We start from the raw sequence: 26,101 nt of genomic DNA, 5'->3' as shown, positions 1-26,101 counted from the left end.
CCGGGGCGGCACCGGCTCTCTTCCAGTGCCTGGCGATGCTGGCTGAACCCGCAACGCAGATAAACAAAAAACCCGGCCATGTCTCGGGCCGGGTGATGCCCGGCACCGAGCCGGACACGCATCAATCTAGAATACTGGTGGAGCCGAGGGGGATCGAACCCCTGACCTCGTCATTGCGAACGACGCGCTCTCCCATCTGAGCTACGGCCCCGTTCCAGTATCTTCGCAAAACGTCCAGCGTTCAGCGAGGCGCTCCCATAGCGAAGTGCTCTTTCGCTTGAAAGAGCAAAAATGCCGCAGAACCAATTTTGCAGGACAGGAGCGCCTGCCCCTGCCCTGCCTATGCCTTGAGCTTTACTGGGCGAAGGCCTGCGCCGCGACCTTGGGCTGCGTGCCCGCCGCCGCCACGGGAGCGGCGGCCCCCGAAGTGGCCGATGCGGCGCCGTAGCGCGACTCCCAGGCCGCGAGATCGGCGCGATACTGGTCGTAGCTGTTGAAGAACTCCTTGAACGGAGCCTCCGCCTTGGCAAGGCCGCTGACGGCGAAACCGTCAAGCTGGCCCGCCGGAACTGCCTGCAGGTCAACCGCAAGCCCCATCGCCGCGTTGCACAGGGCGGGAACGACCGGCGGCAATGCGAAATAGTTATAGACCTGCGTCTGATAGGCTTCGCGCTCCCGCACGGATTTCGCGCCGAACCGGGTGCGGAACTCCTTGTCGAGCGCCTTGTTCGTGGCCGTCAGCGACTTGGCATGCTTCTTCAGGAAGTCCTTGTAGCCTGCAAGAATAGGCTCGTACTGAGGGCCAAGGCAGTTCAATGCCGCAACATTGTAGGCCGAACGGAGATTCCACAACGCCTGCGCCTGCGACACGCCGCTGTTCACGGTATGGCGCGAACCATCCACGGCAAGGGCGGGAACCGTCATGTTGGGCGCGCACCAAGCGGCGGCATCGGGCGCGGCGGGATCACGATAACGGGCGGCGGCGGCGGCGGGGCCACGGCAACCTCTTTCGGGCCGCAGCTGGAAAGCACCGCAACGAGCGAAACCGCCATCAGCGGGAGGCCGCGCAGAAGGCCTCGTTTCTTCAGGTTAACCACCCCGGACACTCCATTTCTCAGAGCGCTATTACTAACTCTTCTTGACTCCAAAGAAAATGCCCGGCGCGACGAATCGCACCGGGCATTTTCGATTTACCTGTCAAAAAGCCGTGGATTAACGGCGATCGCCCAGGAACGTCAGCAGGAACTGGAACATGTTGATGAAGTCCAGATAGAGGCTGAGCGCGCCCAGAATCACGGCCTTTCCGACGAAGTCGTGCCGCGAAGCTGGTAATACTGGTTCTTGAGCATCTGCGTGTCATAGGCGGTGAGGCCTGCGAAGATCAGCACGCCGAGCACCGAAATCGCCAGTGCCAAGACGCTTGAACCCACGAAGATGTTCACCAGCATGGCCACCAGAATGCCGACGAGGCCCATGATAAGGAACGTGCCGAAGCCCGACAGGTCCTTCTTGGTGGTGTAGCCATACAGACTGAGGCCAGCGAATGCCGCCGCCGTCGCGAAGAAAGTCGTCGCGATCGAGGTGGACGTGAAGACCAGGAAAATCGTCGACAGCGAGAGACCCATGACGACGCAGAAGCCCCAGTAGAGCATCTGGAGAGTCGAGGTCTTCATGCGGTTGACGCCGAAGTTCATCGCCATCACGAAACCGAGCGGGGCCAACATGATCACCCAGCGCAGCGGCGTCGTCAGCACCTGCATCGCCATTCCGGAGGAGGCGAACAGCAGCGCCACGATGCCCGAGAGCAGCACGCCCGAGGCCATGTAGTTGTAGATGGACAGCATGTGCCGACGCAGGCCAGCGTCGTAAGCGGCCTGACCGGCAGTACGTCCATCGAGGCTCGGAGACGCACCGAAGCCCGTGCGGGGCTGGGGGTCGTTCCAATTCGCCATTTCAAACTCCCTTTCACGGGCTCCTGCGAAATGCGGACCCCGTACGCTCCTGAATATCGGCTCCGGCGCAGGGGATTTCAAGAAAAACCGGCCAAAGGGATTTGTGTCAAAATGTAAAGATCGCCTCCGGATCGGAGTAATGCTGCCGATCCGGTGCGAAATATCAGGACTTGCGGGCTTCCGCCGCCATCTCGGCATTGCGATCCCGCGAAGCTTCCATCGCCGCGGCGACGACCTTCGCCAATGCCCCGCCCTCGTCCAGCACGTTCATGCCCGCACGGGTCGAACCGCCCGGGCTCGCGACCTTGTCAGCCAGTTCGCCGGGCGAGAACGGCGAGGCCGCGGCAAGCTGCGCCGCGCCTTCCACCATGGCCACGGCGAGCCGGCGCGACTGTCCCTCGTCAAGCCCGAGCGCAACCGCGCCGGCCGCCAGGGAATCGATGAAACGATAGACGAAAGCTGGGCCGCAGCCTGCCAGCGCGGTCACGGAATCGAACAGTTCCTCGCCGGCAAGCCATTCCGGCGTGCCCAGCTTCTCCATCATCGCCGTCACCGCTGCCCGCCCCATCTCGTCAAGACCACGCGAATCCAGCGCAATGGGTGACTTGCCGATCGCCGCCGCCAGGTTCGGCATGATCCGCACGATGGCGCCCGCATCGGGGAAGCGTGCCGCAAGACTGTCGAATTCCACACCGGCCAGGATCGAGAACAGCACTGTCCCCTTGCCCACCAGCGGCGCTATGGCCGGAGCGGCACCGTCCAGCCCTTGCGGCTTGATCCCGAGCATGACCGCATCGAAACGGGCAGCGGGCAGTTCCTTGAGCAAGGTCACGCCTGCGGGAACTTCCGCACGGTGCGGGTCAACGACAGTGAAGCGGGAGGCCGGAATTCCGCCAGCCAGCCAGCCTTCCAGCATGGCACCGGCCATATTGCCGCAGCCGACGAGAAGGATGTTCTGAAAGCGGTCCATGTCATTCCCCTAACGCGAGAAGACGCCTTGCGATGCGTCTCGATTGCCCGCGCTTAAGGCAGCGCATAACCGGTGCCAAGGGCCAATGGCCCTCATCGGGGCCGGGCCACGCCCTCAGGCACGGCTCCGGCCTTGGCCGGGTTCAGGCTTCGCCGGCCGCGTCGATCATTGCAGCGGTCAGCGCCTCGGCAGGGGTCTTGTCGCCCCAGAGGATGAACTGGAACACCGGATAGAAACGATCACATTCCTCGATCGCGGCTTCCACCACCGTTTGCGCCTGACCCGGGCCGAGAAGCCCGTCCTCACCCAGCATCAGGCCGTGGCGATAAAGCACGACGCCGCTGCTCGACCAGGTATCGAAGTGGCCGACCCAGATCTGCTCGTTGATGAGCGCCAGAGCCTCGAACATCGCCTGCCGCTTGGCGTCGGCGATGCGCACGTCAGGCAGGCACAGGAGCTGCAGGACGCGATCTTCGGCGCGCCAGATCGCCTGGACCTGATAGGTCGCCCAGGCGCCCTTCACTTCTGCGGAAATCTCGTCTTCGCCCGAATATTCAAAGGGCCAGTCACGCGCTTCGAAGAGCGACGCGAGCATCTCGATCGGTGCGGACTCGTCCTCCCGGCCGATGTCGTCCTGTACCGTTCTCATGATTTCCGACATTTGCCCTCCGGGAAGCGTGAAGGCATGGATGCTTTGCATCGGGGGGCAAGCACAATCCGCGACCCGCGATCGCCTGAGCAAAACTGCACTAGCCTGTTCACAGGGTGTGGATAAGACTAACCGCTCCTTAATTCGGACAGGTTGCCGACCACGGAATTGACCGAGAGATTCTCCGAAGAGCGCTTTACGTAAACGTTACTTGACCGAAAGAGCGTCCACCACCTGCCCCGCAGGGCTGGTCCAGGGCAGCGCATCGCTGAAGCCCTGCTTCTTGGCTTCGGCGATGAAAGTGCCGGCGGCCTTCTGAGTCTCGAACGGGCCGACGAGAATGCGGTTCGTTCGCCCCATATCGCTGATGTAGGGCTGCCGCCCCTTGAGCAGTGCTGGCGCCTGCTTGAGCGATCGCCGCCAGTCGAACGCGATCGCATCCTTGTCCCGGCCTACGCCGACCTGCACCCAGATGCGGCTCGGATGCGCGGGCGGAAGCGGCTTCTTGGGCTTGGCGGGCTCTGCCTTCGCAGGCTTGGCGCTCGATTTCGCGTCTGCCTTGGCCGTTTTCGGATCAAGCTTGGGATCGACCTTGGCGGCCGCCTTCGGATCGGTCTTGGTGGCAGGCTTGTCCGCGGCTTTCGAATCCGGTTCCGGCTTGGGAAGTTCGATGCGCGGAGGCGCCGGACGGGCCGGTTCGATCTGCCGAATATCGACCGCACCGGAAGTGGGGACGATCTGCATCGTCGGCTTTCCGAGATCGGCGAAGATCTGTTCGAGCGAAAGCTGCTGGGCACTGGGCACCGGCGGCGCTTCGGGTGTGGCCGGCCTGACAGCCGGAGACGACGCGGCAGGCGTCACCGCGGTCTGCTGGCCGGGCACGCGGGCAAGGTCGAAACCGGGCGAGGCCGCTGCCACTTGAGCCGCGGCGGGCCTCGTCGTTTCCGGCACAGACGCGGACGCCGCGGCAAGCGGTGCAGCAGGCGCAGGTTGCGACGAAACGGATGCGGGGGCCTTGGACGCGGATGTCGCCGCGAGCGCTGCGGGCACTTCCGTCTTCGGTCTGACGGGCGGCAATTCGCCTGCCGCAGTTTCGTTACGCTCGATGGTCGGCTTGGGTTCGGGCGGCGCAACGCGGACCTGCTCCCGGGAAGGATTGGCAGGCAGCGGGACGTGAGCGGAGCCCGCGCGGGACACGGCCGCGCGGTTACTGTCAGCAACGGCAACGGAAGTCGTCCGTGCCGTACCGCTTGCCGTCCGCGTGGTACGCGGCGATTTGGATGAAGCCTTCCCGCCGCCCAGCGCCTCTCCGCGCGGGACAAGGTTGGCGTCAGCCGTCGCCACGCGTGTGGTCGGCGCATAGGCAGCGATGCGGGCATCGTCCCGGCCGATTTCCGAAGCGCGGGGGAACTTGCCCAGATTGGCAGCAGCCGCCTGCTGCGCCGGGGTCAAGCGCGGCATGTACCGCAAGTACGGCGCAATGTTCTGGGCGAGTTGGGGCGGCAGGATCGTATCCGAAACTTCCACTGCCTGCTTGGTGTCACCGGCAATCGCCAGAGCAAAGGCACGGGTGCGCCAGCCCGGCTTGTCCTGCTTGCGCAGGAGCGGCATGATCGTCGCTTCGGAGGTCTTGGCGTCACCGGCGATGGCCTGGCTTATCGCCAGCCGCATGCGAACCTCGTCATCGGCGGCCGTGCCCAGCACCATCGCATAATAGCGCTGCGCCGTCGCATTGTCGCCGACGAGATCATAAGCGAGGCCGCGATCGGCAGCGATAAGCGCTGGCGTGGCCCCTGCCCGCTCGGCTTCGGCGAACAGCGGCAGCGCGGCAACCGGATCGCCGCTCTGCGCAAGAGAAGCGGCAAGCCCGGCCTTCACCCGCCCATTGCCCGGAGAGATTTCATCCGCACGGCGATAGAAGCCGATGGCCGCATCGAAATCGCCCAGCTTCCTCGCGGAATCGCCGGCTTCGAGGAGGGCTGCGGTATCGCGGGGGTTACGACCCAGCCTCGCCAGCGCGCCGTTGAGCGCTTTCTGATCGGCGCTGGGAAGCGCCTGCACCACGGGGCGCGAGACGACAGGAGCCTGCGCCTGTAGCGTCATCGGGAAAGCCAGCGCAACACAGGCTGCCGTGCCGGCCAACCACTTGCTCGATACCCTCTGGCGCAGACGCAAGACCCGGGAAACCTCTCAAAAACGCGCAAGGCCCGGCTGGTGGCGGGCCTGAACCTGTAACTGAACGGGGCAGCCTATGCCGCCCCTTTCCTGAACCCGAGGAGAATAAGCGGAAAACGGCGGTTCGGACCGGCATGACACTAGGCCGAACCGCTATATCGTTTACTGGTTGTTCTGACGTCCGAGGAAACGCGGAATGCTGATCGAACCGCCCTCGTCATCCTCTCCGGTCGGCTCGCTGGAAGCGGCCTTGGGACGTGAAAGACTGGTCATGCGTTCGAACAGCGTGCTGCCGCCGGCGGGGCGGGCAGGCGCGGGCTCCACCGGACGCTGGCGAACCGGCGGGACCGGAGCCTGGGCATCGGGAACGAGACCGCCGTTGAGCAGCAGTTCGTCCTGCTGACGCTGCGGCGCCGGCTGAGCCTGTGCCGAGGCACCGAGGTCGAGCGGTTCCGAACGCTGGCCGTGCAGGCCGGAAAGGCTTGCGTAATTGTTCGATGCTTCCGGCTCGGCTTCTGCGCCGAATTCGTCACCGGCACCGAGTTCCAGTTCGCCGAACGCCTGCGGAGCGGCTTCAGGAGCGGGGGTGGACAGTTCGAAAGGCTCGGACGCGGCCGGAGCCGAGGGCGTGAAAGCCACCGGAGCCGGTGCTTCCACGGCCGCAGGCGCGGGCGCCGGGGCGGGAGCAGGACGCGAGACCATCGGCCGGACGCCGCGCGATGCACCGAGGTTGAGCGGGCGCGAGGCGATTTCCGCCATCTCGGTCGTCTGTTCGATACCGGTGGCAACCACCGAGACGCGGATCTTGCCCTGAAGGTCCGGGTTGAAAGCCGAGCCCCAGATGATGTTGGCATCGGGATCGACCAGCTCACGGATATGGTTCGCGGCCTCGTCGACTTCGAGCAGCTTCATGTCGTCGCCGCCGATGATCGAGATGATCACGCCCTTGGCACCCTGCATCGACACGCCGTCAAGCAACGGGTTCGCTATGGCGCGTTCAGCCGCTTCCAGTGCGCGGTTCTGGCCTTCGCCCTCACCGGTGCCCATCATCGCCTTGCCCATTTCGCCCATGACCGAGCGGACGTCCGCGAAGTCGAGGTTGATGAGGCCGGGCATGATCATGAGATCGGTGATCGAGCGCACGCCCTGCTGGAGCACTTCGTCGGCAAGCTGGAAAGCTTCCTTGAAAGTGGTCTCTGCCTTGGCGACCAGGAACAGGTTCTGGTTCGGAATGACGATCAGGGTATCGACGTGCTTCTGAAGCTCCTCGATGCCCGAGTCCGCCGAACGCATGCGGCGCGTGCCTTCGAACATGAAGGGCTTGGACACCACGCCCACCGTCAGCACGCCCTTGGCGCGCGCGGCCTGCGCGATGATCGGCGCGGCACCCGTGCCGGTGCCGCCGCCCATGCCGGCGGCGATGAAGACCATGTGAACGCCGTCAAGCAGACGTTCGATCTCTTCGATGGTTTCTTCCGCTGCGCCCGGCCCACTTCCGGACGCGCGCCGGCGCCGAGCCCCTGCGTGATCTCGGGCCCGAGCTGGATGCGGGTTTCGGCGATCGAATTGTTGAGCGCCTGGGCGTCGGTATTGGCGACGACGAAGTCCACACCCTCTATTTGGGCCTGGATCATATTGGCGATGGCGTTGCCGCCCGCACCGCCTACGCCGATGACGACAATGCGCGGGCGAAGCTCTTCGATCGCCGGCGGTCCGATGTTGATGCTCATTTCGTTCTCCTGGCAGGCACGTGCGCGAAGAAATTTACCTTGACTAGCCTGATTGCACGCCTGCCTTCATCTAGGCAAAGCATGCGGCCCTGTTGTCCACAGCCGAAACCGCGAAATCCAGCCGATCGTGCCATCCCCGTCGCAAGGATTGCACGGCTGGGCAAAGTGCTCAAAGTATTCCCTCAATGCTCTATAGACGCGATTGACCACACCGAGGCCGCTGTAACTCACTGAACCTTGTCTGTTCTTGCCGAAAGTACGAATGTCGATCGGGTCGGCCGCGGCATACAGGACAAGCCCGGCAAGCGTGGAAAAGCCCGGTTTGACGTGAGCTTCGGCCAGGCCGGACAGGTGCGGAACACGGCCGATACGGACCGGTTTTCCAAGTGCGGCCTGCGCATAGTCGGCAAGTCCCACAAGCTCGGCACCGCCACCGGTGAAGACCACCTGTTTGCCGCGCTGCGCGTTGAAGCGCATCAGCTTGAGCGCCTTGTTGATCTCTTCCATCAGGATACCGAGCTGGCCGGTAATGACGCCGATCAACTCGGCGCGCGGTATCCGGTTCTTGTCGTCGGCATGACGGGCGATCGGGCCGGTTCCCTCTTCGCCCGGAGCATTGACCGGGATCAGTTCGCGGTGATCGTGCGGGCTGGCGATCGCCGAACCGTTCACGCACTTGAGGCGCTCCGCCTGGAAACGGCGAATACCGAAGGCCGAGGCCACGGCATCGGTGATGTCCGCCGAGCCCATCGGGATCGAGATCATGTCGATCAGCAGCCCGTGCGAATAGACCGCGACATTGGTAACTTCCGCGCCGAATTCAACAAGCGCCACGCCAAGGTCGCGCTCTTCCGGCGAAAGACAGGCCTGACCCGCCGCAATCGGCGAGCCGACCACCGCCTCGACTTCGAGGTGCGCGCACTGCACGGCCTCGGTCAGGTTCCTGATCGGGGCGCCTTCGGCCAGCATGATGTGGATGTCGACACCCAGCCGTTCGGCATGGAGCCCCTTGGGATTGCCAACGCCGTGCGCACCGTCGAGGCGATATTGCGCGGGCTGCGCATGGAGCACCATGCGTCCGTCCGGCTGGATCACCTCACGCGCCGAGATCAGGAGCTGGTCGATATCCTCCTGCTCGATGCGGCGACCGCCGATCTCGGCATCGAACTGGTCGATGCGGCTGGCGAGCCCTGCGCCCGAGCAGCCGATCCAGACCTTGGAAACGCTGGTGTCGGCCATTTTCTCGGCGCGGTCGATGGCATCGCGCACAGCGTAAGTTGCCGCCGCCATATCCGTGACGTAGCCGCGCTTGATCCCCTGGGATGCGCGGTGGCCCGAACCCAGCACGATCATGTCGCCCATCTCGGACATGCCCGCAACGATGGCGGAAATGCGGAAGGAACCGATATTGACCGCACCGAATACGCGGGTGATGCGAGGTGGTGCCATCACTGTTCCTCCGCTGCGGCGGCATCGCCGCTGGCTTCAACGCCGGTATGGGGGACTGCACCCGCCTTCATCGCCAATTCCTGTCCTTCGGCATCGGGAACCCGCAGATAGATGCGGTCCTTCGCCCGCATGTCGATTGCAGTGACCTTGCCGCCGATCAACCGGTTAGTGCCGTCCAGCCGCGCGAATGTCACCAGTGCGCCGGCGGATTCGTTGTCGCCCTCCGGCAGCGCCAGCACTTGTCCGGTCTGGAAAGTCAGGTTCCAGCGGCGGTTGCCGATCCACTCCGCCTCCTGGACCTTGGGCTGAAGCGCGGGCGCCGCTTCAAGCAAGTGCCCGAGCTGCGTAACCTGCTGACCCGCACCGGGGCCGGAGACGATCAGCTTGCCCTTGGCATCCTTGCGGTTGATCGCCTCAAGCTCCTGCCCGGTCTCGTCGATCAGCACGAAGCGGTCGGCCTTGCGCAGGACGGCGTGCGGTTCGCGTTCGACGATGTCGATCACCAACGTATCGGGAAGCTGCCGCGAAACACGCGCGTCCTTGACCCACGACAGGCCAAGCAGCTCGCCGCGCAGCCCGTCAAGGTCGACCTGCGTCATCGACCGGTCGCGCTCGGCCAGGGCCTTTTCGTAGACTTTCAGCTCGTTGAGGTTCTTCACGCCGCGCACTTCCACGCGCTTAACCTCGAACCCGGCATCTGCGGCGACTTGCGCAAACTGCTTGCCCGCAAGCATCGGCACGCCCGCTGCATTAGCCACGACCCAGACGAGCAAGCCCGCGCCGCCGAGGATGGCGACGAGGAAGATCTTGTGAAGCTGCTCCTCGGTGAAGGGCAGCCAGCTCATCACCGTGTCGACGGCCGTGCCGCTCGTCGCCTTGGCCTGGCGCACCTTGGCCTTGGTGTTCTGGGCCGCTGCGGCCTTTCGCGCTGTCTTCGGCTTGCGCCGGATCGTCTGGCTCATTTGCCCCCCTTGGCGACCTTTCCGGCGTCGGCAAGCGCTTCGGCGATGATAGCCTCCACGAGATCGGGGTATTCCATGCCGCAGGCACGCGCCTGTTCGGGAACGAGGCTGAGCGGGGTCATGCCCGGCTGGGTGTTGACCTCCAGCAGGAACAAGCCCTCGATGCCCTGCGTGTCGTCCCAGCGGAAGTCGGCGCGGCTGGTGCCCTTGCAGCCGAGCAACTGGTGGGAGCGCAGCGCGAGATCCTTGCAGGCCGCCGTGATCTCGTCGGGGATTTCCGCCGGGCAGACGTGTTCGGTCATGCCGTCGGTATACTTGGCGTCGAAGTCATAGAAGCCAGACTTCGGCTTGAGTTCGGTGACCAGCAGAGCCCGTTCCCCTGTGTTCGGCCCGCCGATCACGGCGGTGGTCAGTTCGCGGCCACGGATGAACGGTTCGGCCAAAAGGCGGTCGAATTCCTGCCACGGCCCCTTGGCATCCGGCGCGATGGGATTGCCGTAGTTCCCCTCGGCGGTGACGATGGCCACGCCGACCGAGGACCCCTCGTTGACGGGCTTGAGTACATAGGGACGCGGCAGCGGATCGCGCTTGTGGATTTCCGCGCTCTCAACGATGCGGCCGCCGGGCATCGGAATGCCGTGGGGGACCAGCGCCTGCTTGGTCAGTTCCTTGTCGATGGCGATCACCGAAGTGGCGAGGCCGGAATGCGTGTAGGTGAGGCCCATCAGGTCCATCATGCCCTGCACCGTGCCGTCCTCGCCCGGCGCCCCGTGGAGCGCGTTGAACACGACATCCGGCTTCGCTTCCGACAGACGCAGCGCGACATCGCGGTCCATGTCGATACGGGTGACCTTGTGGCCCTTGGACTCGAGCGCTTGGCCACGCCCTCGCCGCTCATCAGCGAGACCGGCCGTTCGTTCGACCAACCGCCCATCAGGACTGCGACGTGGAGTTTGGGGAGAGTCACTTCTGGATACCTACTCGTGCTTGGCCTGACGCGTCGGCGAACATGCCCACGCGCTGAATTTCCCATTCGAGCGCGACGCCCGACTTTTCCTTGACCCGGCGGCGGACTTCCTCGCCCAGGGCCTCGATATCGCTGCTGGTGGCGTCGGAGACGTTGAGCAGGAAGTTGGTGTGCTTCTCGCTCACTTGCGCGCCGCCGAGGGTCAGGCCGCGGCATCCTGCTTCGTCCACAAGCTGCCAGGCCTTGTGGCCTTCGGGGTTCTTGAAGGTCGAGCCACCGGTCTTGCTGCGCAGCGGCTGGCTGGCCTCGCGGCTGGCGGAAATGCGGTCCATCTCGGCCTGGATCGCTTCCGGTTCACCGGCACGGCCCTTGAAGCGCGCAGCGACAACGACGGCGCCTTCGGGGAGTTCGGAGTGGCGATAGGTATAGCCGAGATCGACATTGCCGAGCGTGACCAGCGAACCGTCGCGCAGAACCACGTCGCAATCGACAAGCACGTCCTTGACCTCGCCGCCATAGGCGCCGCCGTTCATCCGCACGAAGCCGCCGACAGTGCCGGGGATCGAGCGCAGGAATTCGACGCCGGCAATACCGTTGTCCCGCGCGGTGGAGGAGACGAGAATGCCGCTGGCCCCGCCGCCGCATTCGAGCGTGACCTCATCGGCGCGGGTGACTTTCGCGAACGCCTTGCCGAGGCGGATCACTACGCCCGGAACGCCGCCGTCGCGCACGATCATGTTCGAACCAAGGCCCAGCGCCATCACCGGGACCGACGGATCGAGATCGCGCAGGAATCCCTGAAGATCGGCCAGATCCTTCGGCTCGAACACGCCACGTCGGCCGCCGCCCGACTTGAACCAGACGAGCGGCGCCAGCGGTGCGTCGGCTTTCAGCTTGCCGGAAACCTGCGGAAGATGCGCGGCTTGGCTCAAGCGGCCCTCCGCGCCCGGATCGCGTCGGCGAGACCTGCCGCCCACTTGGTGATGTCACCTGCGCCGAGGCAGACGATCATGTCGCCCGGCTGGATCGAGGTTGCCAGCACATCGGCCAGTGCGTCGGGGCCGGCAATGACTTGCGCGGAACGGTGCCCGCGCGCCTTCATGCCGGAGACCATGTGATCGGAATCGACGCCTTCGATCGGCTGCTCGCCCGCTGCGTAGACCGGCGCCGCATAAACCACGTCGGCATCGTTGAAGGCGCCTTCGAAGTCTTCCATATGGTCACGCAGGCGCGTGAAGCGGTGCGGCTGAACCACGGCGATCACGCGATTGCGCACGCCTTCGCGCGCAGCGGCGAGCACGGCGCGAATCTCGACCGGATGGTGGCCGTAATCATCGATCACGGTGACGACACCGCCATCCACCTCGATTTCGCCGACCTTGGTGAAGCGGCGCTTCACGCCGCCGAATTTCGAGAACCCCGTCTGGATGCACTCTTCCGAGCAACCCATCTCCACCGCGACGCCGACAGCGGCGAGCGCGTTCTGGACGTTGTGGCGGCCCGGCATCGGCAGTTCGATGCCCTCGATCCGGCGGAACGAGCCGTCCCGCTGGCGCAGCGCCACGTCGAAGCGGTTGCCGCCGGGAATGGGCGTCACGTTCTCGCCCCGAATGTCGGCCTGAGCGGAGAAGCCGTAAGTCACCACGCGGCGGTCGCGGATCTTGGGGATGATCGCCTGCACTTCCGGGTGGTCGATGCAGAGCATCGCCGCGCCGTAGAAGGGCACGTTCTCGATGAATTCGACGAAGGAATCCTTCACCTTGTCGAACGAGCCGTAGTGATCGAGATGCTCGGGATCGATATTGGTGACGACGGCGATAGTCCCATCGAGGCGCAGGAACGAGCCGTCGCTCTCGTCGGCTTCCACCACCATCCAGTCCGAGGCGCCGAGGCGCGCGTTCGAACCGTAGGAATTGATGATGCCGCCGTTGATGACGGTGGGATCGACCCCGCCCGCATCGAGCAGCGCCGCAACCATGGACGTGGTCGTGGTCTTGCCGTGAGTGCCAGCCACCGCCACGGTGTTCTTGAGGCGCATCAGTTCGGCCAGCATCTCGGCGCGGCGGACCACGGGAATGCGGTTTTCGAGCGCATGGACAACTTCGGGATTATCGCGCTTCACGGCGGTCGAGGTGACGACCACGGCCACGCCTTCGACGTTCTCCGCCGACTGCCCGATCATGACCTTGATCCCGCGCCCGCGCAGGCCCTCCACCACATAGCCCTCGGCGATGTCGGAGCCCTGCACCGAGTAGCCGAGGTTGTGCATCACTTCGGCGATGCCCGACATGCCGATGCCGCCGATGCCCACGAAGTGGATCGTGCCGATGTCAGTGCCGACGCCCCTCACTGCACGGATTCCTTGACCAGCTTGCTCTTGGCAAGGGCTTCGCCGCCCTTGGCGGGCATGGCCTTCTCCATTCGAATTACGTCCATTATCGGGGTGGCGCCGAAGCCTTCGACAAGATCGGCAAGATCGCTGGCGGCATTGGGATAGCCGCAGTTCCATGCGGCATGCGCGGCATTGGCCAGCGTTTCGGGATTCTGGGCGATGGCCTGGATCTGCAGGCAGACTTCCTTGGCCATCTTCTGGAACAGGTCGGCCTGCTCCTTCAGAAGCGCATTGCGCCGTTCGCCGCTGTAAGTGTCCGCATCCTCGGTGGTGATCGCCGGCTGGCGGATCACACGCGCACCGCCCGCAGCCACGATCTCGCGCGCATTGGCGGTCTGGTGGTCGTCGGTTGCGTAAGGCAGCGGAATCAGGATCGCAGGACGGCCCACATCGGTCAGTTCCGCGATGGTCGACGCGCCAGAGCGTCCGATGAACAAGTGCGCACCGGCAAGGCGCTCGGCCATGTCCTCGAAATAGGTCGCAAGTTCGGCCGGAATACCGTGGTTTACATAGCGCGCACGGACGCCTTCGATATCCTCGGCGCGGCACTGCTGGATGACCTGGAGGCGCGAACGCAAGGTGGGTGGCAGCATCGCGAGAGCATCGGGCACGACTTGCGACAGAACGCGAGCGCCCTGGCTTCCGCCGGTCACGAGGATGCGCAGCAGGCTGTCCTCGCCGAATTCGGGGAACGGCGCGTCACGCAGGGCCAGGACTTCGTCCCGCACCGGATTGCGACCAGCGTCACCTTGTCCGAAAACCTGGGATCGAGCATGTCAACTTGCTCGAAAGCCGTGGCGATGGCGTTCACCTTGCTCGCGAAATAACGGTTTACACGGCCCAGCACCGAATTCTGCTCATGCAGGATAGTCGGGATTTTAGCCGAGTTGGCGGCCAGCATCGTCGGCAGCGCGGGATAGCCGCCGAAGCCCACCACGGCGGTCGGTTCGAAGCTTTCGAACAGGCGCAGCGCCATGGCGCGGCCGGAAAGAATGCCCTTGGCACCCCTGAGCCAGTTCAGCGGGTTTTTCCCAGCGATCCGGCCCTGCGGCAGGACATGGGCAGGCAGATAGTCAGGCTTGCCCGGAATCGCCGCGCCCCGCTCGTCCGTGATGAGCGCAACATGATGCCCGCGCCGATCCAGTTCGGCGGCGAGCGCGAAAGCGGGAATGAGGTGCCCGCCCGTCCCGCCCGCGGCAAGGACGTAGTGGCGGCTTACCGAGCCTTTTACGGCCGAACTCATGAAGAAAAGTCTCCAACGGCGCGAAGCGAGAACCTCTCGCGCTTGATGAACGGATTGCGGCGCGTGATCGCCAGCAGCAGCCCCACCGTCATGCACATGGCCACCGTGGACGAACCGCCATAGCTGATCAGCGGCAGGGTCATGCCCTTGGAAGGGAAGAGTTGCAGGTTGACCAGGATATTGATGAAGGCCTGCCCCCCGAACTGCGAGCCGATCCCGGCTGCCGCGAGTACCGTGAAAAGGTCTTCCTCGTCCACCAGGCGCAGCATCACGCGGGTCAGCAGCGCAAGATAGATCATGACGATGATGATGCAGGCGATCAGGCCGAATTCCTCACCGATCACCGAGAAGATATAGTCGGTATGGGCTTCGGGCAGCGCCATCTTCCTGATGCCCATCCAGAAACCCTGTCCGAACCATCCACCGTTGAGCAAGGTGCGCTGCGCGAGGTCCACCTGATCGAAGGCATTCCCGCCCGACAGGAAGGAATCGATGCGATTACGCCCGTTGTCATAGGTGAAGTACATCAGGACAAGGCCGCCGATGCCCACGCCCGCGAACATGCCGATGCGCTTGAGCTGGATACCGGCCAGCAGGATCATCACGAAGAACGTGCCCGAAAACAGCATCGTCGAACCGAAATCGGGCTGCGCCATCAGTAGCGCGCCCAGCAGGCCCATCAGGCAGAAGCAGATCGCAACCACCGGAATATGCGGATCACGCGCGCGCCACGAGAGGATCCAGGCCAGCAGGATCGGAAAGCCCGATCCCAGAAACTGCGAAGGCTGGATCGAGATCCCCAGCTTCAGCCAGCGCCGCGCGCCATTCACTTCGGAACCGACCACCGGGACCAGCACCAGCCCGACAAGCATGACGGCCGCGATGAGGATGCCGACCCGGCGCGCACTGTCCTTCGACAGGCTGGAAGCCCAGAACATCGCGCAAAGGCCCACGAACTGCCACCGCAGGTGCAGCCAGAAGAAGTGCAGCTGCGAAAGCTTCTCGTGCGCCGTCGAAAGGCGCCGCGCGCTCGCCGGAGAGCCCGCCGCCACCGCCACCGCGCCGATCCCCATCAGGATCAGCACCAGCGCAAGCACGCTGCGGTCGATCTCCTGCCACCAGATCGCGAGTTGCCCCCGGCGGTTGCGGTTGTAGCGTGTGTTCGCGGGAACCGCTCCGGTGCCGGGCGCGATTGTGGCCATCAGTGCTTCACCCCATCGGCATCTTCGCCCTGCGCCTCGAGCAGCGCCTCGACGATCTGGCGGAACACCAGGCCGCGCGCCTCATAGTCGCGGAACTGATCGAAACTGGCGCAAGCCGGAGACAGCATGACAACATCGCCGGGCTTCGCGCGGGCCATGGCCTCGCGGATTGCCTCGGCCATCATCTCGCTGCGATGGACTTCGGTAAATGGCGTCAGGATCTCGGCGAAGCGCGGGCCGGCATCGCCGATGGTATAGGCGGCGGCCACATTGCCGAAGAAAGGCGCGCACTCGTCAAGGTCGTCGCCCTTTGGCAGACCGCCCAGAATCCAGTGGATGCGCGGCGCCGGATCAGGTGGAAACGCAGCAAGCGCAGGCGCGGTCGAGGCCGGGTTGGTAGCCTTGCTGTCATTGATGTAAAGGACGCCGTTCGCCTCGGCCACGCGCTCCATGCGGTGCGGCAATCCGCTGAACGTGCGCAGCGCCGGTTCCCACTGCTCGGCGGGAATGCCCAGCGCCTCTACGATGGCGACCGCTACGGCCGCGTTCTGAAGGTTGTGCGGACCTTGCAGCGAAGGCCAGTCCTTTTGCAGCGCGACGAGACCCTGCCCGTCGACCCGGCGCACGAGGCCGGCCGCGCGGCGCGCCTCCTCTGCCTCGGCAATATCGGAAGTCTCGCGGTCGCCCGTGCCGAAGATGGCCGGACGGGCGGCATCCTGCATCTCGAACAGGCGGGCCTTCGAGGCCGCATAAGCCTCGAAACCATCGTAGCGATCGAGATGGTCGGGCGTGATGTTGAGCAGCGCCGCCACGTCGCAATCGAGGCTGCGGGTGAGGTCGATCTGGTAGCTCGACAGTTCCAGCACATAGACGCCGCCCTCGGGCAGCGGAACTTCGCCAAGCACCGGCACGCCGATGTTGCCGCCGACGCGCGCGGGCACTCCGGCGCTTTCGAGAAGGTGGTGGACCAGCGAGGTCGTGGTGGACTTGCCGTTGGTGCCGGTGATGCCCACCACGCGGTGCGCGGGCAAACCGCCCTCGCCGGGCGCGATCGTGCGCGCCAGTGCGAAAAGCTCTATATCGCCGATTACCGGCACGTCCTGACGGCGCGCGACCTCGGCGATCGGATGCTTGTTCAGCGGAACGCCGGGCGAGACGATGACGCCGTCATAGCCGGTAAGATCAGCCGTGACCGGATCGGCCACTTCTACGCTCTCGTCCTGGCTGCGTGCGCAGAGCGCCTGGCGCGGTTCCTCGCGCGAATCCCAGGCCATGACGTGAGCGCCGCTCGCCAGCAGCGTCTCGACCGCGGTGAGGCCCGAGCGCGCGAGCCCTAGGACCGCATAGCGTTTTCCGGCAAAGGCGGGGGAGACGATCACGTCGGGCGCCTCATCGTAGCTTGAGCGTCGAAAGGCCGATCACCGCAAGGACGATCGAAATGATCCAGAAGCGGATGACAACGGTGGATTCCTTCCAGCCCTTCTGCTCGAAGTGGTGGTGGATCGGCGCCATGCGGAACACGCGGCGACCGGTCCGCTTGAACCAGAAGACCTGGATTATGACCGAAACAGCCTCCAGCACGAACAGGCCGCCGACGATGGCCAGAACGATCTCGTGGTGCGCGGCAACGGCGATGGCGCCCAGTGCGCCGCCCAGTGCAAGGCTGCCAGTGTCGCCCATGAAAACGGCTGCAGGCGGCGCGTTGAACCACAGGAAGGCGAGGCAGGCCCCGATGATGCCGGCGCAGAATACCGCCAGCTCGCCTGCGCGCGGCACGTGCGGGATGCCAAGGTAGTTGGCATAGTCCACGCGGCCGGCAAGGTAGCAGATGATCGCGAAAGTGCCGGCCGCGATCACCACCGGCATCGTGGCAAGACCGTCGAGACCGTCGGTCAGGTTCACCGCATTGCCGGCACCCACGATCACCACGGCCGCAAAGACGTAATAGAACGGCCCGAGCGGGATATAGCGCCCCGAAAGGAACGGCACGTAGAGGTTCGTATTGAGCTGGCTGACGATGATGTACGAGGCAATCCCCGCAACCACGAATTCGAGCGCCAGCCGCAGCTTGCTCGACAGGCCCGCCGTGCTGCGCTTGGCCACCTTGTCGTAATCGTCGAGGAATCCGATGATGCCGAAGCCCACCGTGACGGCGACACAGGCCCAGACGAACGGGTTCTTCACGTCCATGAACAGGATCATCGCGCTGACCAGCGCAGTGAGGATCATGAGCCCGCCCATCGTGGGGGTGCCGCGCTTGGCAAGGTGGCTTTGCGGGCCGTCCTCGCGGATCGGTTGCCCCTTGCCCTGACGTACGCGCAGCATGTTGATGAAGCGCGGGCCGATCAGCAGCCCGATGCCCAGCGCCGTCATCAGCGCCGCGCCCGACCGGAACGACTGGTATCGGAAGAGGTTGGACAGTCCCTCGAAATGGAACCATTCTGCGATGAGATACAGCATCTTGCGGGGGAGCCCCCCTACCCTTCCTGTTTGTCGAGCGCGGTCACCAGGGAAGCCAGGCCCACCGAGTTCGAGCCCTTGACCAGGATGACGTCATCCCGTTCGAGACCGAATTCGCGCAGAGCGTCGACAGCTTCCCGCACAGTCAGGCAATGCGCGAAGGGCACGTCCTTGCCAAGCGGAAGCGCCCCGGATTTCCCCAGTTCCCCGGAATTCTCCCCCGCTTCAAGGGCTTTTGCGAGTGGGGCCATCTCCTCGCCCACCAGCACGGCGTAATCGACACCCGCTTCGCGGATCGGGCCGGCAAGCGCGGCGTGATAGTCAGGGCCGTGGCTGCCCAGCTCCTTCATCGCGCCGAGCACGGCAATACGGCGGTGGGCCGGCGTGCGACCAAGCTGATCCAGCGTCGCGCGCATGGAGGCGGGATTGGCGTTGTAGCTCTCGTCGATCAGCAAGGCCTTTGCGGAAGCGGCGCGGCGCCCGTCAGCATTGGCTTCGGCGCCGGGCTCCCCACCCGGAACGTCGATCTGAAGCCGGGCGCGCGCCCAGGCAACCCGCCCATTTCGGCGAGCGCCACGCCTGCGGCACCGAGGTCTCCCCTGACCCCGCGCACCGCGGCCATCACCGCGAGCGAATTGATCACATGATGTTCACCGGGCGAGGCGACGGTGTAGCAAACCCGCCGGTCCCCCATGTCGATCGTCACCAGCGAGCCGCCGCCGATCGCCGGAACCGCATCCAGCAACCGTACGTCGGCGTCTCGCGCCTTGCCGAAGGAGACCACTTGCGCGCCCGCTTCGAGCGCGGCTTCCTTCAGCCTGTTGAAATAGGGACTGTCGGCCGGAATCACGGCCACGCCGCCCTTCTCCAGCCCTTCGAAGATTTCCGCCTTGGCGTCGGCGATGGCCTCCATCGAACCCAACATCTCGATGTGAGCGGGCGCAATGGTGGTGATGACCGCGACGTTCGGACGGACCTGGCGGGTCAGCCCGGCAATTTCGCCGGCGTGGTTCATTCCCATCTCGAAAATGCCGAAACGCGCACGCGCGGGCATTCGCGCAAGGCTCAGCGGAACGCCGACATGGTTGTTGTAGCTCTTGACCGAACGATGGGCATCACCCCGGCTGGCGCGGTCGAGCGCAGCCCAGATCGCCTCCTTCACGCCGGTCTTTCCGACCGAACCCGTCACGCCGATGATCGGCCCGCGCGACCGGATGCGCGCGGCGGCCCCCAGCCGCTCCAGCGCCTCGGTCGTGTCCTCCACCAGGATGTGGGGACCATCGACCGGCCGATCGACCACGGCTGCAGCCGCACCTTTGGCAAAAGCCCCATCGACGAAGCGATGACCGTCCATGGCCTCGCCCTTGAGCGCGAAGAACAGGTCGCCGGGCTCGACGTCGCGGCTGTCGATCTCGACGCCGGAAACGGTGAAGTCACCGCTGGCCGTACCCTTCAGAACCCGCGCCAGCGTGGCCGAGTCCCAAAGGGCGAGAGGCCACGGAGAGAGCGGGTTTTCCTCGGCCGCATCGCTGGGCCACTCGAGGATCCGGGCTACAGCATTCATCGCCTACTACCTTCCCTGCGGACCAGACATTTCCCTGGCCACGGTGACGTCGTCGAATGGCAGGACGCGCACTGCATCGCCGCTGCCGATGATCTGCCCCTGTTCGTGCCCCTTGCCGGCGATGAGGACGATGTCCCCCCGCCCGGCTTCGGCGATGGCCGCACCGATCGCCTCTCGCCGATCGCCGATTTCTCGCGCGCCGCCGCTCATTCCGGCGAGAATCATGGCGCGAATTGCCGCCGGGTCTTCCCCGCGCGGGTTGTCGTCAGTGACGATCGCCACGTCCGCACCCTCGCTGGCCACCCGGCCCATTTCCGGCCGCTTGCCCTGATCGCGGTCGCCGCCCGCGCCGAATACCACGATCAGGCGTCCTTCCACATGGGGACGGAGCGCCGCGATCGCCGCTTCCAGCGCATCGGGCGTATGCGCATAGTCGACATAGACTGGCGCGCCTACCGAGGAAATCGCCGCACGCTCGAGCCGCCCGCGCACGGTCACGAGCCGCTTCAGGGCATCGAACGTCGTGTGCGCATCGCCGCCGCTGGCCAGCACCAGCCCCGCCGCGACAAGCGAATTTGCCGCCTGATAGGCGCCGATCAGCGGGAGCTCGAGCACGTAGGCTTTGCCCTCATGCTCGAGCTCCAGCTTCTGGCCGAGTCCGCCCGGCTTGCGACCCGAGAGGCGGATGCTGGTGCCCTTGGCACCCACGGTGAACGTCTTGAGCCCGCGCTGTTCGGCATGGGCAATGGCTTTGTCGGACCACGGATCGTCGGCCCAGATCACGGCGGTGCCGCCATCGACGACCACTTCGTCGAACAGGCGCATCTTCGCCGCGAAATAGTCGTCCATGTCTGCGTGGTAGTCGAGATGGTCGCGCGAGAGGTTGGTGAAGGCGCCCGCCGCCACGCGCGGTCCCTCGATGCGGAACTGCGAAAGACCGTGGCTCGACGCTTCGTAAGCGACGTGGGAAACACCCTCGCGGGCAAGACCGGTGAGGTTGGCCAGGAACGTCACGATGTCCGGAGTGGTGAGACCTGTGGAAACTGTTTCATCGCTGGTGGTGACGCCGAGCGTGCCGATCGAGGCGGCGCGCTGGCCGGCCATGCGCCAGATCTGACGGGTCAGCTCCACGGTCGAGGTCTTGCCGTTGGTGCCGGTGACGGCCACCAGCGTCTCCGGCACGGGCTGGAAGAACGGCGCGGCAAGTCGCGCGAAGAGACGGCGCGGCTCAGGATCGGCGAAGTGCACCGCACCTTCGACCCTGGCATCGGGATGCGCCACGACCGCGACGGCGCCGGCTTCGATAGCTGCGGCGATATAGTCTTCGCCGTTGAACCTGGCGCCCCGGAACGCGCCGAACACCGTGCCGGGCGCGACCTTGCGGTGATCGATGGCAAAGCCGGTCACGTTGGCATCTGCGCCCTCGACCAGAGGAACATCGGCAGCAGCGCAGAGGGCAGTCAATTTCATTCTTCCAGGCTCACTCTTCAGCGGTTCCGGCCGGGATCAACGGCTTGAGGTCGGAAATGTCGATGTCGCGGGTTTCGTCGGGCATGATGCCGAGCAGAGGCCCGATGCGCGGGACCACGCGCTGGATCACCGGCGCCGAGTTCCACGCGGCAGTGCGCTGGAACGAGGTTGCCTCGGTGCCCTGTGGCTCGTCCATCATGGCGATGACGACGTAGCGCGGGCGGTCCATCGGGAAGGCGGCGGCGAAGGTCGCCACCAGCGAGTGCTTGCGGTAACCGCCGACGCCCGGCTTTTCCGCCGATCCGGTCTTGCCCCCGACACGGAATCCCGGCGCGTCGGCCTTGCGGCCGGTGCCGTAGGACACGATCATGCGCAGGAGCTGGCGCATGCGCGCGCTGGTCGCGGCGGTGAACACGCGGCGACCGGCAGGAACCTGCGATGGCTCAAGCTTCTTGAGCGTCGCCGGACGCCAGATGCCGCCGTTGACGAGCGAGGCATAAGCCGAGGCGAGATGCAGCGGCGTCACGGCGATACCGTGGCCATAAGCAACCGTCATCGTGCGCAGACGCGGCCATTCACCACGCGGCCACAGCGGGAAGCCGCGCGCAGGCAGCTCGACGTAGGGACGCTGGTTCATCGCCAGCGATTCCATGGTCTTCTTGAGCCGCTCGCCGCCAAGCTCGTCCGCGATATGGGCCGTGACCGTGTTCGACGAGTGGATCAGCGTTTCCAGCACGTTCAGCGAACTGCCGTAGTTGTGCAGGTCATGGATCGTGAACTTGCCGACGTGAAGCGGCGTTGCCGGCCAGCGACGGCGCAAGTCGGTGATCGTGCCCGCGTCGAGCGCGGCAGCGACGGTGATCGGCTTGAAGGTCGAACCGAGTTCGTAGACCTGGTTGGTCACGCGGTTGAAACCACGCGGCACGTTGCCGTCCCGCGCCTGCTCCTCGGTGATGACGAGATCGCTGGGCTGGACGTGGTTCGGATCGAACGAGGGCAGCGACGCCAGCGCCAGTATCTCGCCGGTATCCACGTCGAGAATGACGCCGGCCGCACCCTTCGCCTTGCTCAGCGCCATGCCCTTGCCCAGTTCATCTTCCAGCGCGCTTTGCACGCGGAAGTCGATCGAGAGCACTGCAGGGTTGGCACGCCCTTCTGGGCTGGTGAGCTGCTTGTCGAAAGCCTGCTCCATGCCGACCTGGCCCTTGCCGAAAGTATCGACATAACCGAGCACCGAAGCCGCCATCGACCCTTGCGGGTAGAAGCGCGTGGCTTCCTGCGGGTATTCGAGCGCCGGCTCGCCCAGCGCGTGAACCTTGTTGGCGTCCTCGGGAAGGATCGACTTGCGCAGATAGCCGGGCTTGTCGGACGAGAGCTTGGCGATAAGCTCGTCCCGGTCGAGATCGGGGAAGATGCGGATCAGGCCGTCAGCGACCTGGGCCGGCGTGTGGACCAGCGCGGAACCGGCGCTCATCGCCTTGGGGTTGAACCACAGCGAATAAGTCCGGAACTCGCGGGCCAGCGGCACGCCATTGCGGTCGACGATCTCGCCCCGCTGGGGAACCAGCAGATCGGACAGGTCGCCGCCGCGCACCGAGGGGCCGGTCACGCCAAGATAAAGGATACGGAAAAGCGCCAGCAACCCGACGAGCGTGAAAACCCCCAGAATCCAGAGCGTGCGCATCTTCGCGACCAGCAGCGATTGCTGCCGGACGTTAAACAGCTTGCGCCGGCCGGTCGAGACCGTGGTGGGGATCGCTCCGATCGGGAAGGCCGGGGCGTTCACTGCTGGGCAGCCTCCGCCACCTCGATCCGCGCCAGGCGGCTGCCGAGCGCGGCAGCATCACGCGCGAGCTGATCTCGTTCCGGGTCGCGGCTCTTGCCACCGGCGCCCTTGGCCTCGGTGGCCGGAAGCGCGGCGGCGGTTGCCCCCGTCACCGGCGAAACCATCGCGAGCAACCCGCCGTTCGAAGCATCGCCCTGGCCCTGCGCCGGATCGCCCGCCGTGTCGGCATTGGCGTAGCGGATCGGAGCCGGCGCACCGGGGCCGACCGGCATGCCGAGCGCGGCAAGCTGGCGCTCGCCTTCGATGTACTGGCCCGCCGTGGGCGCCTTGTAGCCGAACTCCAGGTCGTTGAGTTCCTTGAGCGCCTGCTGGTTCGAGCGGGTCTGGAACTCGGTCTCCAGGAAATTGATGTCCTGCTGAACCCACACGATCCGTTTCTCGGTATCGTGGACCTGGCTCTTCACCGCGTTCACGCGCAAGGTCAGGCCGATCGTCAGCGCGCCGCAGACCAGCAACACGGAAATCCATCCAATCGAATGGACGCGATCGCGAGTGAGGTTCATGAGGCACTCCTGTGGTCTTTACGGCCATCTGGCGTTCTTGGGGGGGGCATCGGTGCGCAGCGCGGCGCGCAGGGTTGCGGATCGGGAACGAGGATTGGCGGCAAGTTCCGCCTCCCCCGGCCGCACGGCCTTCGCCACTTGCGCGAACGTCGCCTGCGGGCCGGAGCCGACTTGCGGCAGATGCCGCGAGGTGCTCTTGGCCTGACCGGCGGCATCCCTCAGGAAGCGCTTGACCTTGCGGTCCTCGAGACTGTGGAAGGTCACTATTGCCAGCCGCCCCCCGGCGCGCAGCAGCGTTTCAGCCCCTTCCATCCCGGCATCGAGTTCGTCGAGCTCTCCGTTCACGTGGATACGGATTGCCTGGAAGCTGCGCGTCGCCGGATCCTTCGGCGCGGAAGCTCCCTTGTAATTGGCATTATAGCCCACCGCCTTGCGGACCACGCGGGCGAGTTCGCCCGTGGTCTCGATCGGACGCGCGGCCACGATCGCGCGGGCTACGCGGCGCGACTGGCGCTCCTCGCCGTAAAGGTAGAGCACGTCGGCGATCTCGGCCTCGTCGGCCTCGTTCACGAAATCCGCGGCAGAGAGCCCGGCCTGGCTCATGCGCATGTCGAGCGGCCCATCGGCGCTGAAGGCAAAGCCGCGCTCGGCCTGATCCAGTTGCATCGAGGACACGCCGATATCCATGACCACGCCGTCCACTTGCGTGATCCCCGCCTCGATCAGGCTTTCCGCCATTTCGGAGAACCGACGCGGATGCAGCACGAGCCGCGGCGGAACGGTGTCCAGTTCCGGCCATTTCGCACGGTTCTGCTCGATCGCGGCGATGGCGTCGGGATCGCGGTCGAAGGCATGGACGGTCGCGCCCGCATCGAGCAGCCGGCGTGTGTAGCCGCCCGCGCCTAGGGTACCGTCGACGATGACTCGCGCCTCGGGGGTTCAGGGCGGCGACGACCTCCTCCAGGAGCACAGGAACGTGGGGAACGCCCTCGGGTATGGTGCGAGAGGCGCTCATTTCTTCGAAGCTTTCTGAAGTTCCTTGGCCGCAAGGCTGCCGCAGGCGGTCTGTGCCGCCTTCCAGCCATCGTCCATATCGTTGAGGTTTTCCGGGCTCCACACCGTGAAGAAGCGGCCGTTGCCGCGGAAGTAGAGCTGGTCGGTCACATTGGCGAGCGCGGCAAGGTCCTCAGGCAGGACGAAGCGGCCACTGCCGTCGAACGGCACTTCATAGGAGGCGTAGATGTCGCTGGCGCGCTTTTCCGCGTCGAAATCCTTGCCGGCACGTAGAGCCACCTCCTGCTGCTCGCGGATTTCCTGTTCGAAATCCTGGATGCGCGAGAGCCCGAAGCCGACAAGGCAGGGCCAGCGATCGTGGGTGGTCAGGCAGAGCAGATCCTTGCCGCTCGATTCGCGCACGGTGCCGCGGAACGCATTGGGCAGCACGAAACGGTTCTTGTCGCGTAGCAGCGAAAAGCCCTGTCCGTTGTAGATGTATGGCTGCCCAGCCATGTGTCCCTGTCGCCCCTAAGGTTGCCTCTCGGGCATGACGGAGACCCTCCGACCGCGCGCTCACGCGATCGGGCCCGGACCCTGCAAGCAAGGCACGGCGAGACTCAGCCATTCCGATTGACCCTGCTTTTATAACGGGAATTTTGGGGATTAAAGGGAAATGTGGGGATCAACGGGATTTAATCGGCGGATTTCTTCGGATTTTCAGCACAGTTCGTCTTCACGGAGATAAGTGTTAAACCATGGGAAACTACAAAAATCGCTGATTTTCAGGGACTTTCCCTTAGTTCAGCGATCAATCCACCTCATCCCCGCTCCAACCCCGTCAATCCCCACTTTCGGCACCGAGGATCATCGCGGCGAGCACTTTCCGGCAAATGGCCTGCCTGCCGACGTCAGGTGATTCTTCGAACAAGGCGGCATCGGAAACCGCAAAAACCCGGCCATGCCCGATCTTGCACCGTGCAATCAGCCCTTCGGATTCGATCCGGCAGGCATCCCGCGCATCCCCGGGTTTCCCGTCCTTCCCGTGTTTTCCCGATTCCGGGAGCCGATCCCCGGAATTCCCCGAAGACCGAAAACGGCCCGCCAGGTTCACGGGAAACTCGCCCACGAAGCTTGCCGCCATCCGCTCGCCCGCGGGTTGCCCCTCGTCGAACTCCATGCGAAGCCCCCAATGCGCGAGAATGGGCGATAGCATCGCCATGTCCTGCGGGCGGCGCGGATCGCCAAGGGCGTGGCGGGAGGGCATCGTCAGCATGGGGTCGGCAAACAGCAGTACCCTGCCCCCATCACGCACCCAGCGATCGAGCGCGACGTTCTCTTGCGGCGAGAATGGACGTGGCTGCGCCAGCACCAGCAACCCATCATGCTGCAGCGGAAGGACGCCGTTTGCATCGGCAAGCGTGTCCAGCGGCACCAGCTTGCCCGCGTCCGACAGCACCGGACCAGCCCAATGCTGCGGCCGGTCAGCGGCGAGCAGATCCCGGATGTCGTCGCTCTCGGCCCAGAGGATTGGCAGGCTGGTGTAGAGCCCCACCTCGCGATCGGCGCGCGGT

General features: G+C 65.1%; 16 protein-coding genes, 1 tRNA gene and 6 pseudogenes. All 23 read right to left on the bottom strand.

The window, feature by feature from the left end; translation table 11 throughout:
- Window positions 1-135: 135 nt before the first annotated feature.
- The 23 genes and pseudogenes from ADT71_RS18815 to ADT71_RS18705 all read right to left on the bottom strand — a co-directional run bounded on the left by ADT71_RS18815 (window position 136) and on the right by ADT71_RS18705 (window position 26,082).
- Window positions 136-211 (bottom strand) — tRNA-Ala (locus ADT71_RS18815).
- 143 nt (window positions 212-354) lie between these two features.
- Window positions 355-924: a hypothetical protein gene (locus ADT71_RS18810; RefSeq protein ID WP_197283081.1), complete on the bottom strand. Its 570-nt coding sequence runs from the start codon at window positions 922-924 to the stop codon at window positions 355-357.
- 288 nt (window positions 925-1,212) lie between these two features.
- A pseudogene (locus ADT71_RS18805) lies at window positions 1,213-1,952 on the bottom strand (Bax inhibitor-1/YccA family protein).
- A 163-nt stretch (window positions 1,953-2,115) separates the two neighbouring features.
- On the bottom strand, window positions 2,116-2,922 hold the full coding sequence (locus ADT71_RS18800) for a pyrroline-5-carboxylate reductase (RefSeq protein WP_054439251.1): 807 nt from the start codon (window positions 2,920-2,922) through the stop codon (window positions 2,116-2,118).
- 142 nt (window positions 2,923-3,064) lie between these two features.
- Entirely contained in the window at window positions 3,065-3,583 is a 519-nt protein-coding gene (locus ADT71_RS18795) for a YbjN domain-containing protein (protein ID WP_082370452.1), read from the bottom strand.
- Between the two features lie 195 nt (window positions 3,584-3,778).
- Window positions 3,779-5,713, bottom strand: a complete 1,935-nt coding sequence (locus ADT71_RS18790; RefSeq protein ID WP_231636036.1) for an SPOR domain-containing protein — start codon at window positions 5,711-5,713, stop codon at window positions 3,779-3,781.
- 195 nt (window positions 5,714-5,908) lie between these two features.
- A pseudogene (gene ftsZ / locus ADT71_RS18785) lies at window positions 5,909-7,476 on the bottom strand (cell division protein FtsZ).
- 66 nt (window positions 7,477-7,542) lie between these two features.
- Entirely contained in the window at window positions 7,543-8,925 is a 1,383-nt protein-coding gene (ftsA, locus tag ADT71_RS18780; RefSeq protein WP_082370447.1) for a cell division protein FtsA, read from the bottom strand.
- Window positions 8,925-9,887: a cell division protein FtsQ/DivIB gene (locus ADT71_RS18775; protein WP_054439245.1), complete on the bottom strand. Its 963-nt coding sequence runs from the start codon at window positions 9,885-9,887 to the stop codon at window positions 8,925-8,927. Before ADT71_RS18775 ends, ftsA begins: the two co-directional genes overlap by 1 nt.
- Window positions 9,884-10,854, bottom strand: a pseudogene (locus ADT71_RS18770) (D-alanine--D-alanine ligase). Before ADT71_RS18770 ends, ADT71_RS18775 begins: the two are co-directional and overlap by 4 nt.
- On the bottom strand, window positions 10,851-11,786 hold the full coding sequence (gene murB / locus ADT71_RS18765) for a UDP-N-acetylmuramate dehydrogenase (protein ID WP_054439352.1): 936 nt from the start codon (window positions 11,784-11,786) through the stop codon (window positions 10,851-10,853). The pseudogene ADT71_RS18770 and the gene murB overlap by 4 nt, the downstream one beginning before the upstream one ends.
- Window positions 11,783-13,204, bottom strand: coding sequence for a UDP-N-acetylmuramate--L-alanine ligase (gene murC, locus ADT71_RS18760; protein ID WP_054439243.1), 1,422 nt, complete (start codon window positions 13,202-13,204; stop codon window positions 11,783-11,785). Before murC ends, murB begins: the two co-directional genes overlap by 4 nt.
- Window positions 13,201-14,489: pseudogene (gene murG, locus ADT71_RS18755) on the bottom strand (undecaprenyldiphospho-muramoylpentapeptide beta-N-acetylglucosaminyltransferase). The gene murC and the pseudogene murG overlap by 4 nt, the downstream one beginning before the upstream one ends.
- Window positions 14,486-15,691, bottom strand: a complete 1,206-nt coding sequence (locus tag ADT71_RS18750; protein WP_054439239.1) for an FtsW/RodA/SpoVE family cell cycle protein — start codon at window positions 15,689-15,691, stop codon at window positions 14,486-14,488. Before ADT71_RS18750 ends, murG begins: the two are co-directional and overlap by 4 nt.
- Window positions 15,691-17,070, bottom strand: a complete 1,380-nt coding sequence (gene murD / locus ADT71_RS18745; protein ID WP_054439236.1) for a UDP-N-acetylmuramoyl-L-alanine--D-glutamate ligase — start codon at window positions 17,068-17,070, stop codon at window positions 15,691-15,693. The genes ADT71_RS18750 and murD overlap by 1 nt, the downstream gene beginning before the upstream one ends.
- A gap of 10 nt (window positions 17,071-17,080) precedes the next feature.
- A complete protein-coding gene (gene mraY, locus ADT71_RS18740; RefSeq protein WP_054439234.1) occupies window positions 17,081-18,151 on the bottom strand; it encodes a phospho-N-acetylmuramoyl-pentapeptide-transferase in 1,071 nt (356 codons plus the stop codon).
- 17 nt (window positions 18,152-18,168) lie between these two features.
- Window positions 18,169-19,715, bottom strand: a pseudogene (murF, locus tag ADT71_RS18735) (UDP-N-acetylmuramoyl-tripeptide--D-alanyl-D-alanine ligase).
- A 6-nt stretch (window positions 19,716-19,721) separates the two neighbouring features.
- Window positions 19,722-21,185 carry a UDP-N-acetylmuramoyl-L-alanyl-D-glutamate--2,6-diaminopimelate ligase gene (locus tag ADT71_RS18730; RefSeq protein WP_054439230.1) on the bottom strand — a complete coding sequence of 488 codons (1,464 nt, stop codon included), beginning with the start codon at window positions 21,183-21,185 and terminating at the stop codon, window positions 19,722-19,724.
- Window positions 21,186-21,195: 10 nt separating this feature from the next.
- Window positions 21,196-22,869 carry a peptidoglycan D,D-transpeptidase FtsI family protein gene (locus ADT71_RS18725; RefSeq protein ID WP_369818310.1) on the bottom strand — a complete coding sequence of 558 codons (1,674 nt, stop codon included), beginning with the start codon at window positions 22,867-22,869 and terminating at the stop codon, window positions 21,196-21,198.
- A 98-nt stretch (window positions 22,870-22,967) separates the two neighbouring features.
- Complete coding sequence (locus ADT71_RS18720; protein ID WP_054439224.1) at window positions 22,968-23,534, bottom strand: hypothetical protein; 567 nt, start codon at window positions 23,532-23,534, stop codon at window positions 22,968-22,970.
- An 18-nt stretch (window positions 23,535-23,552) separates the two neighbouring features.
- Window positions 23,553-24,549, bottom strand: a pseudogene (rsmH, locus tag ADT71_RS18715) (16S rRNA (cytosine(1402)-N(4))-methyltransferase RsmH).
- A complete protein-coding gene (locus tag ADT71_RS18710; protein ID WP_054439221.1) occupies window positions 24,546-25,043 on the bottom strand; it encodes a division/cell wall cluster transcriptional repressor MraZ in 498 nt (165 codons plus the stop codon). Before ADT71_RS18710 ends, rsmH begins: the two are co-directional and overlap by 4 nt.
- 325 nt (window positions 25,044-25,368) lie before the next feature.
- Entirely contained in the window at window positions 25,369-26,082 is a 714-nt protein-coding gene (locus tag ADT71_RS18705; RefSeq protein WP_156336688.1) for an ABC transporter, read from the bottom strand.
- Between the last annotated feature and the right edge of the window lie 19 nt (window positions 26,083-26,101).

The organism is Novosphingobium sp. ST904, assembly GCF_001298105.1.
In the GTDB taxonomy this organism is placed as follows: Bacteria; Pseudomonadota; Alphaproteobacteria; order Sphingomonadales; family Sphingomonadaceae; genus Novosphingobium.
Note: the sequence above shows the minus strand (reverse complement) of the source record. Positions and strands in the feature narration are given on the sequence as shown.

What these genes read in the sequence shown, in the direction of transcription:
- ADT71_RS18810 (WP_197283081.1), bottom strand. Translation starts at nt 924, where the DNA reads ATGACGGTTCCCGCCCTTGCCGTGGATGGTTCGCGCCATACCGTGAAC.
- ADT71_RS18800 (WP_054439251.1), bottom strand. Translation starts at nt 2,922, where the DNA reads ATGGACCGCTTTCAGAACATCCTTCTCGTCGGCTGCGGCAATATGGCC.
- ADT71_RS18795 (WP_082370452.1), bottom strand. Translation starts at nt 3,583, where the DNA reads ATGTCGGAAATCATGAGAACGGTACAGGACGACATCGGCCGGGAGGAC.
- ftsA (WP_082370447.1), bottom strand. Translation starts at nt 8,925, where the DNA reads ATGGCACCACCTCGCATCACCCGCGTATTCGGTGCGGTCAATATCGGT.
- ADT71_RS18775 (WP_054439245.1), bottom strand. Translation starts at nt 9,887, where the DNA reads ATGAGCCAGACGATCCGGCGCAAGCCGAAGACAGCGCGAAAGGCCGCA.
- ADT71_RS18750 (WP_054439239.1), bottom strand. Translation starts at nt 15,691, where the DNA reads ATGGCCACAATCGCGCCCGGCACCGGAGCGGTTCCCGCGAACACACGC.
- mraY (WP_054439234.1), bottom strand. Translation starts at nt 18,151, where the DNA reads ATGCTGTATCTCATCGCAGAATGGTTCCATTTCGAGGGACTGTCCAAC.
- ADT71_RS18730 (WP_054439230.1), bottom strand. Translation starts at nt 21,185, where the DNA reads ATGAAATTGACTGCCCTCTGCGCTGCTGCCGATGTTCCTCTGGTCGAG.
- ADT71_RS18725 (WP_369818310.1), bottom strand. Translation starts at nt 22,869, where the DNA reads ATGCGCACGCTCTGGATTCTGGGGGTTTTCACGCTCGTCGGGTTGCTG.
- ADT71_RS18720 (WP_054439224.1), bottom strand. Translation starts at nt 23,534, where the DNA reads ATGAACCTCACTCGCGATCGCGTCCATTCGATTGGATGGATTTCCGTG.
- ADT71_RS18710 (WP_054439221.1), bottom strand. Translation starts at nt 25,043, where the DNA reads ATGGCTGGGCAGCCATACATCTACAACGGACAGGGCTTTTCGCTGCTA.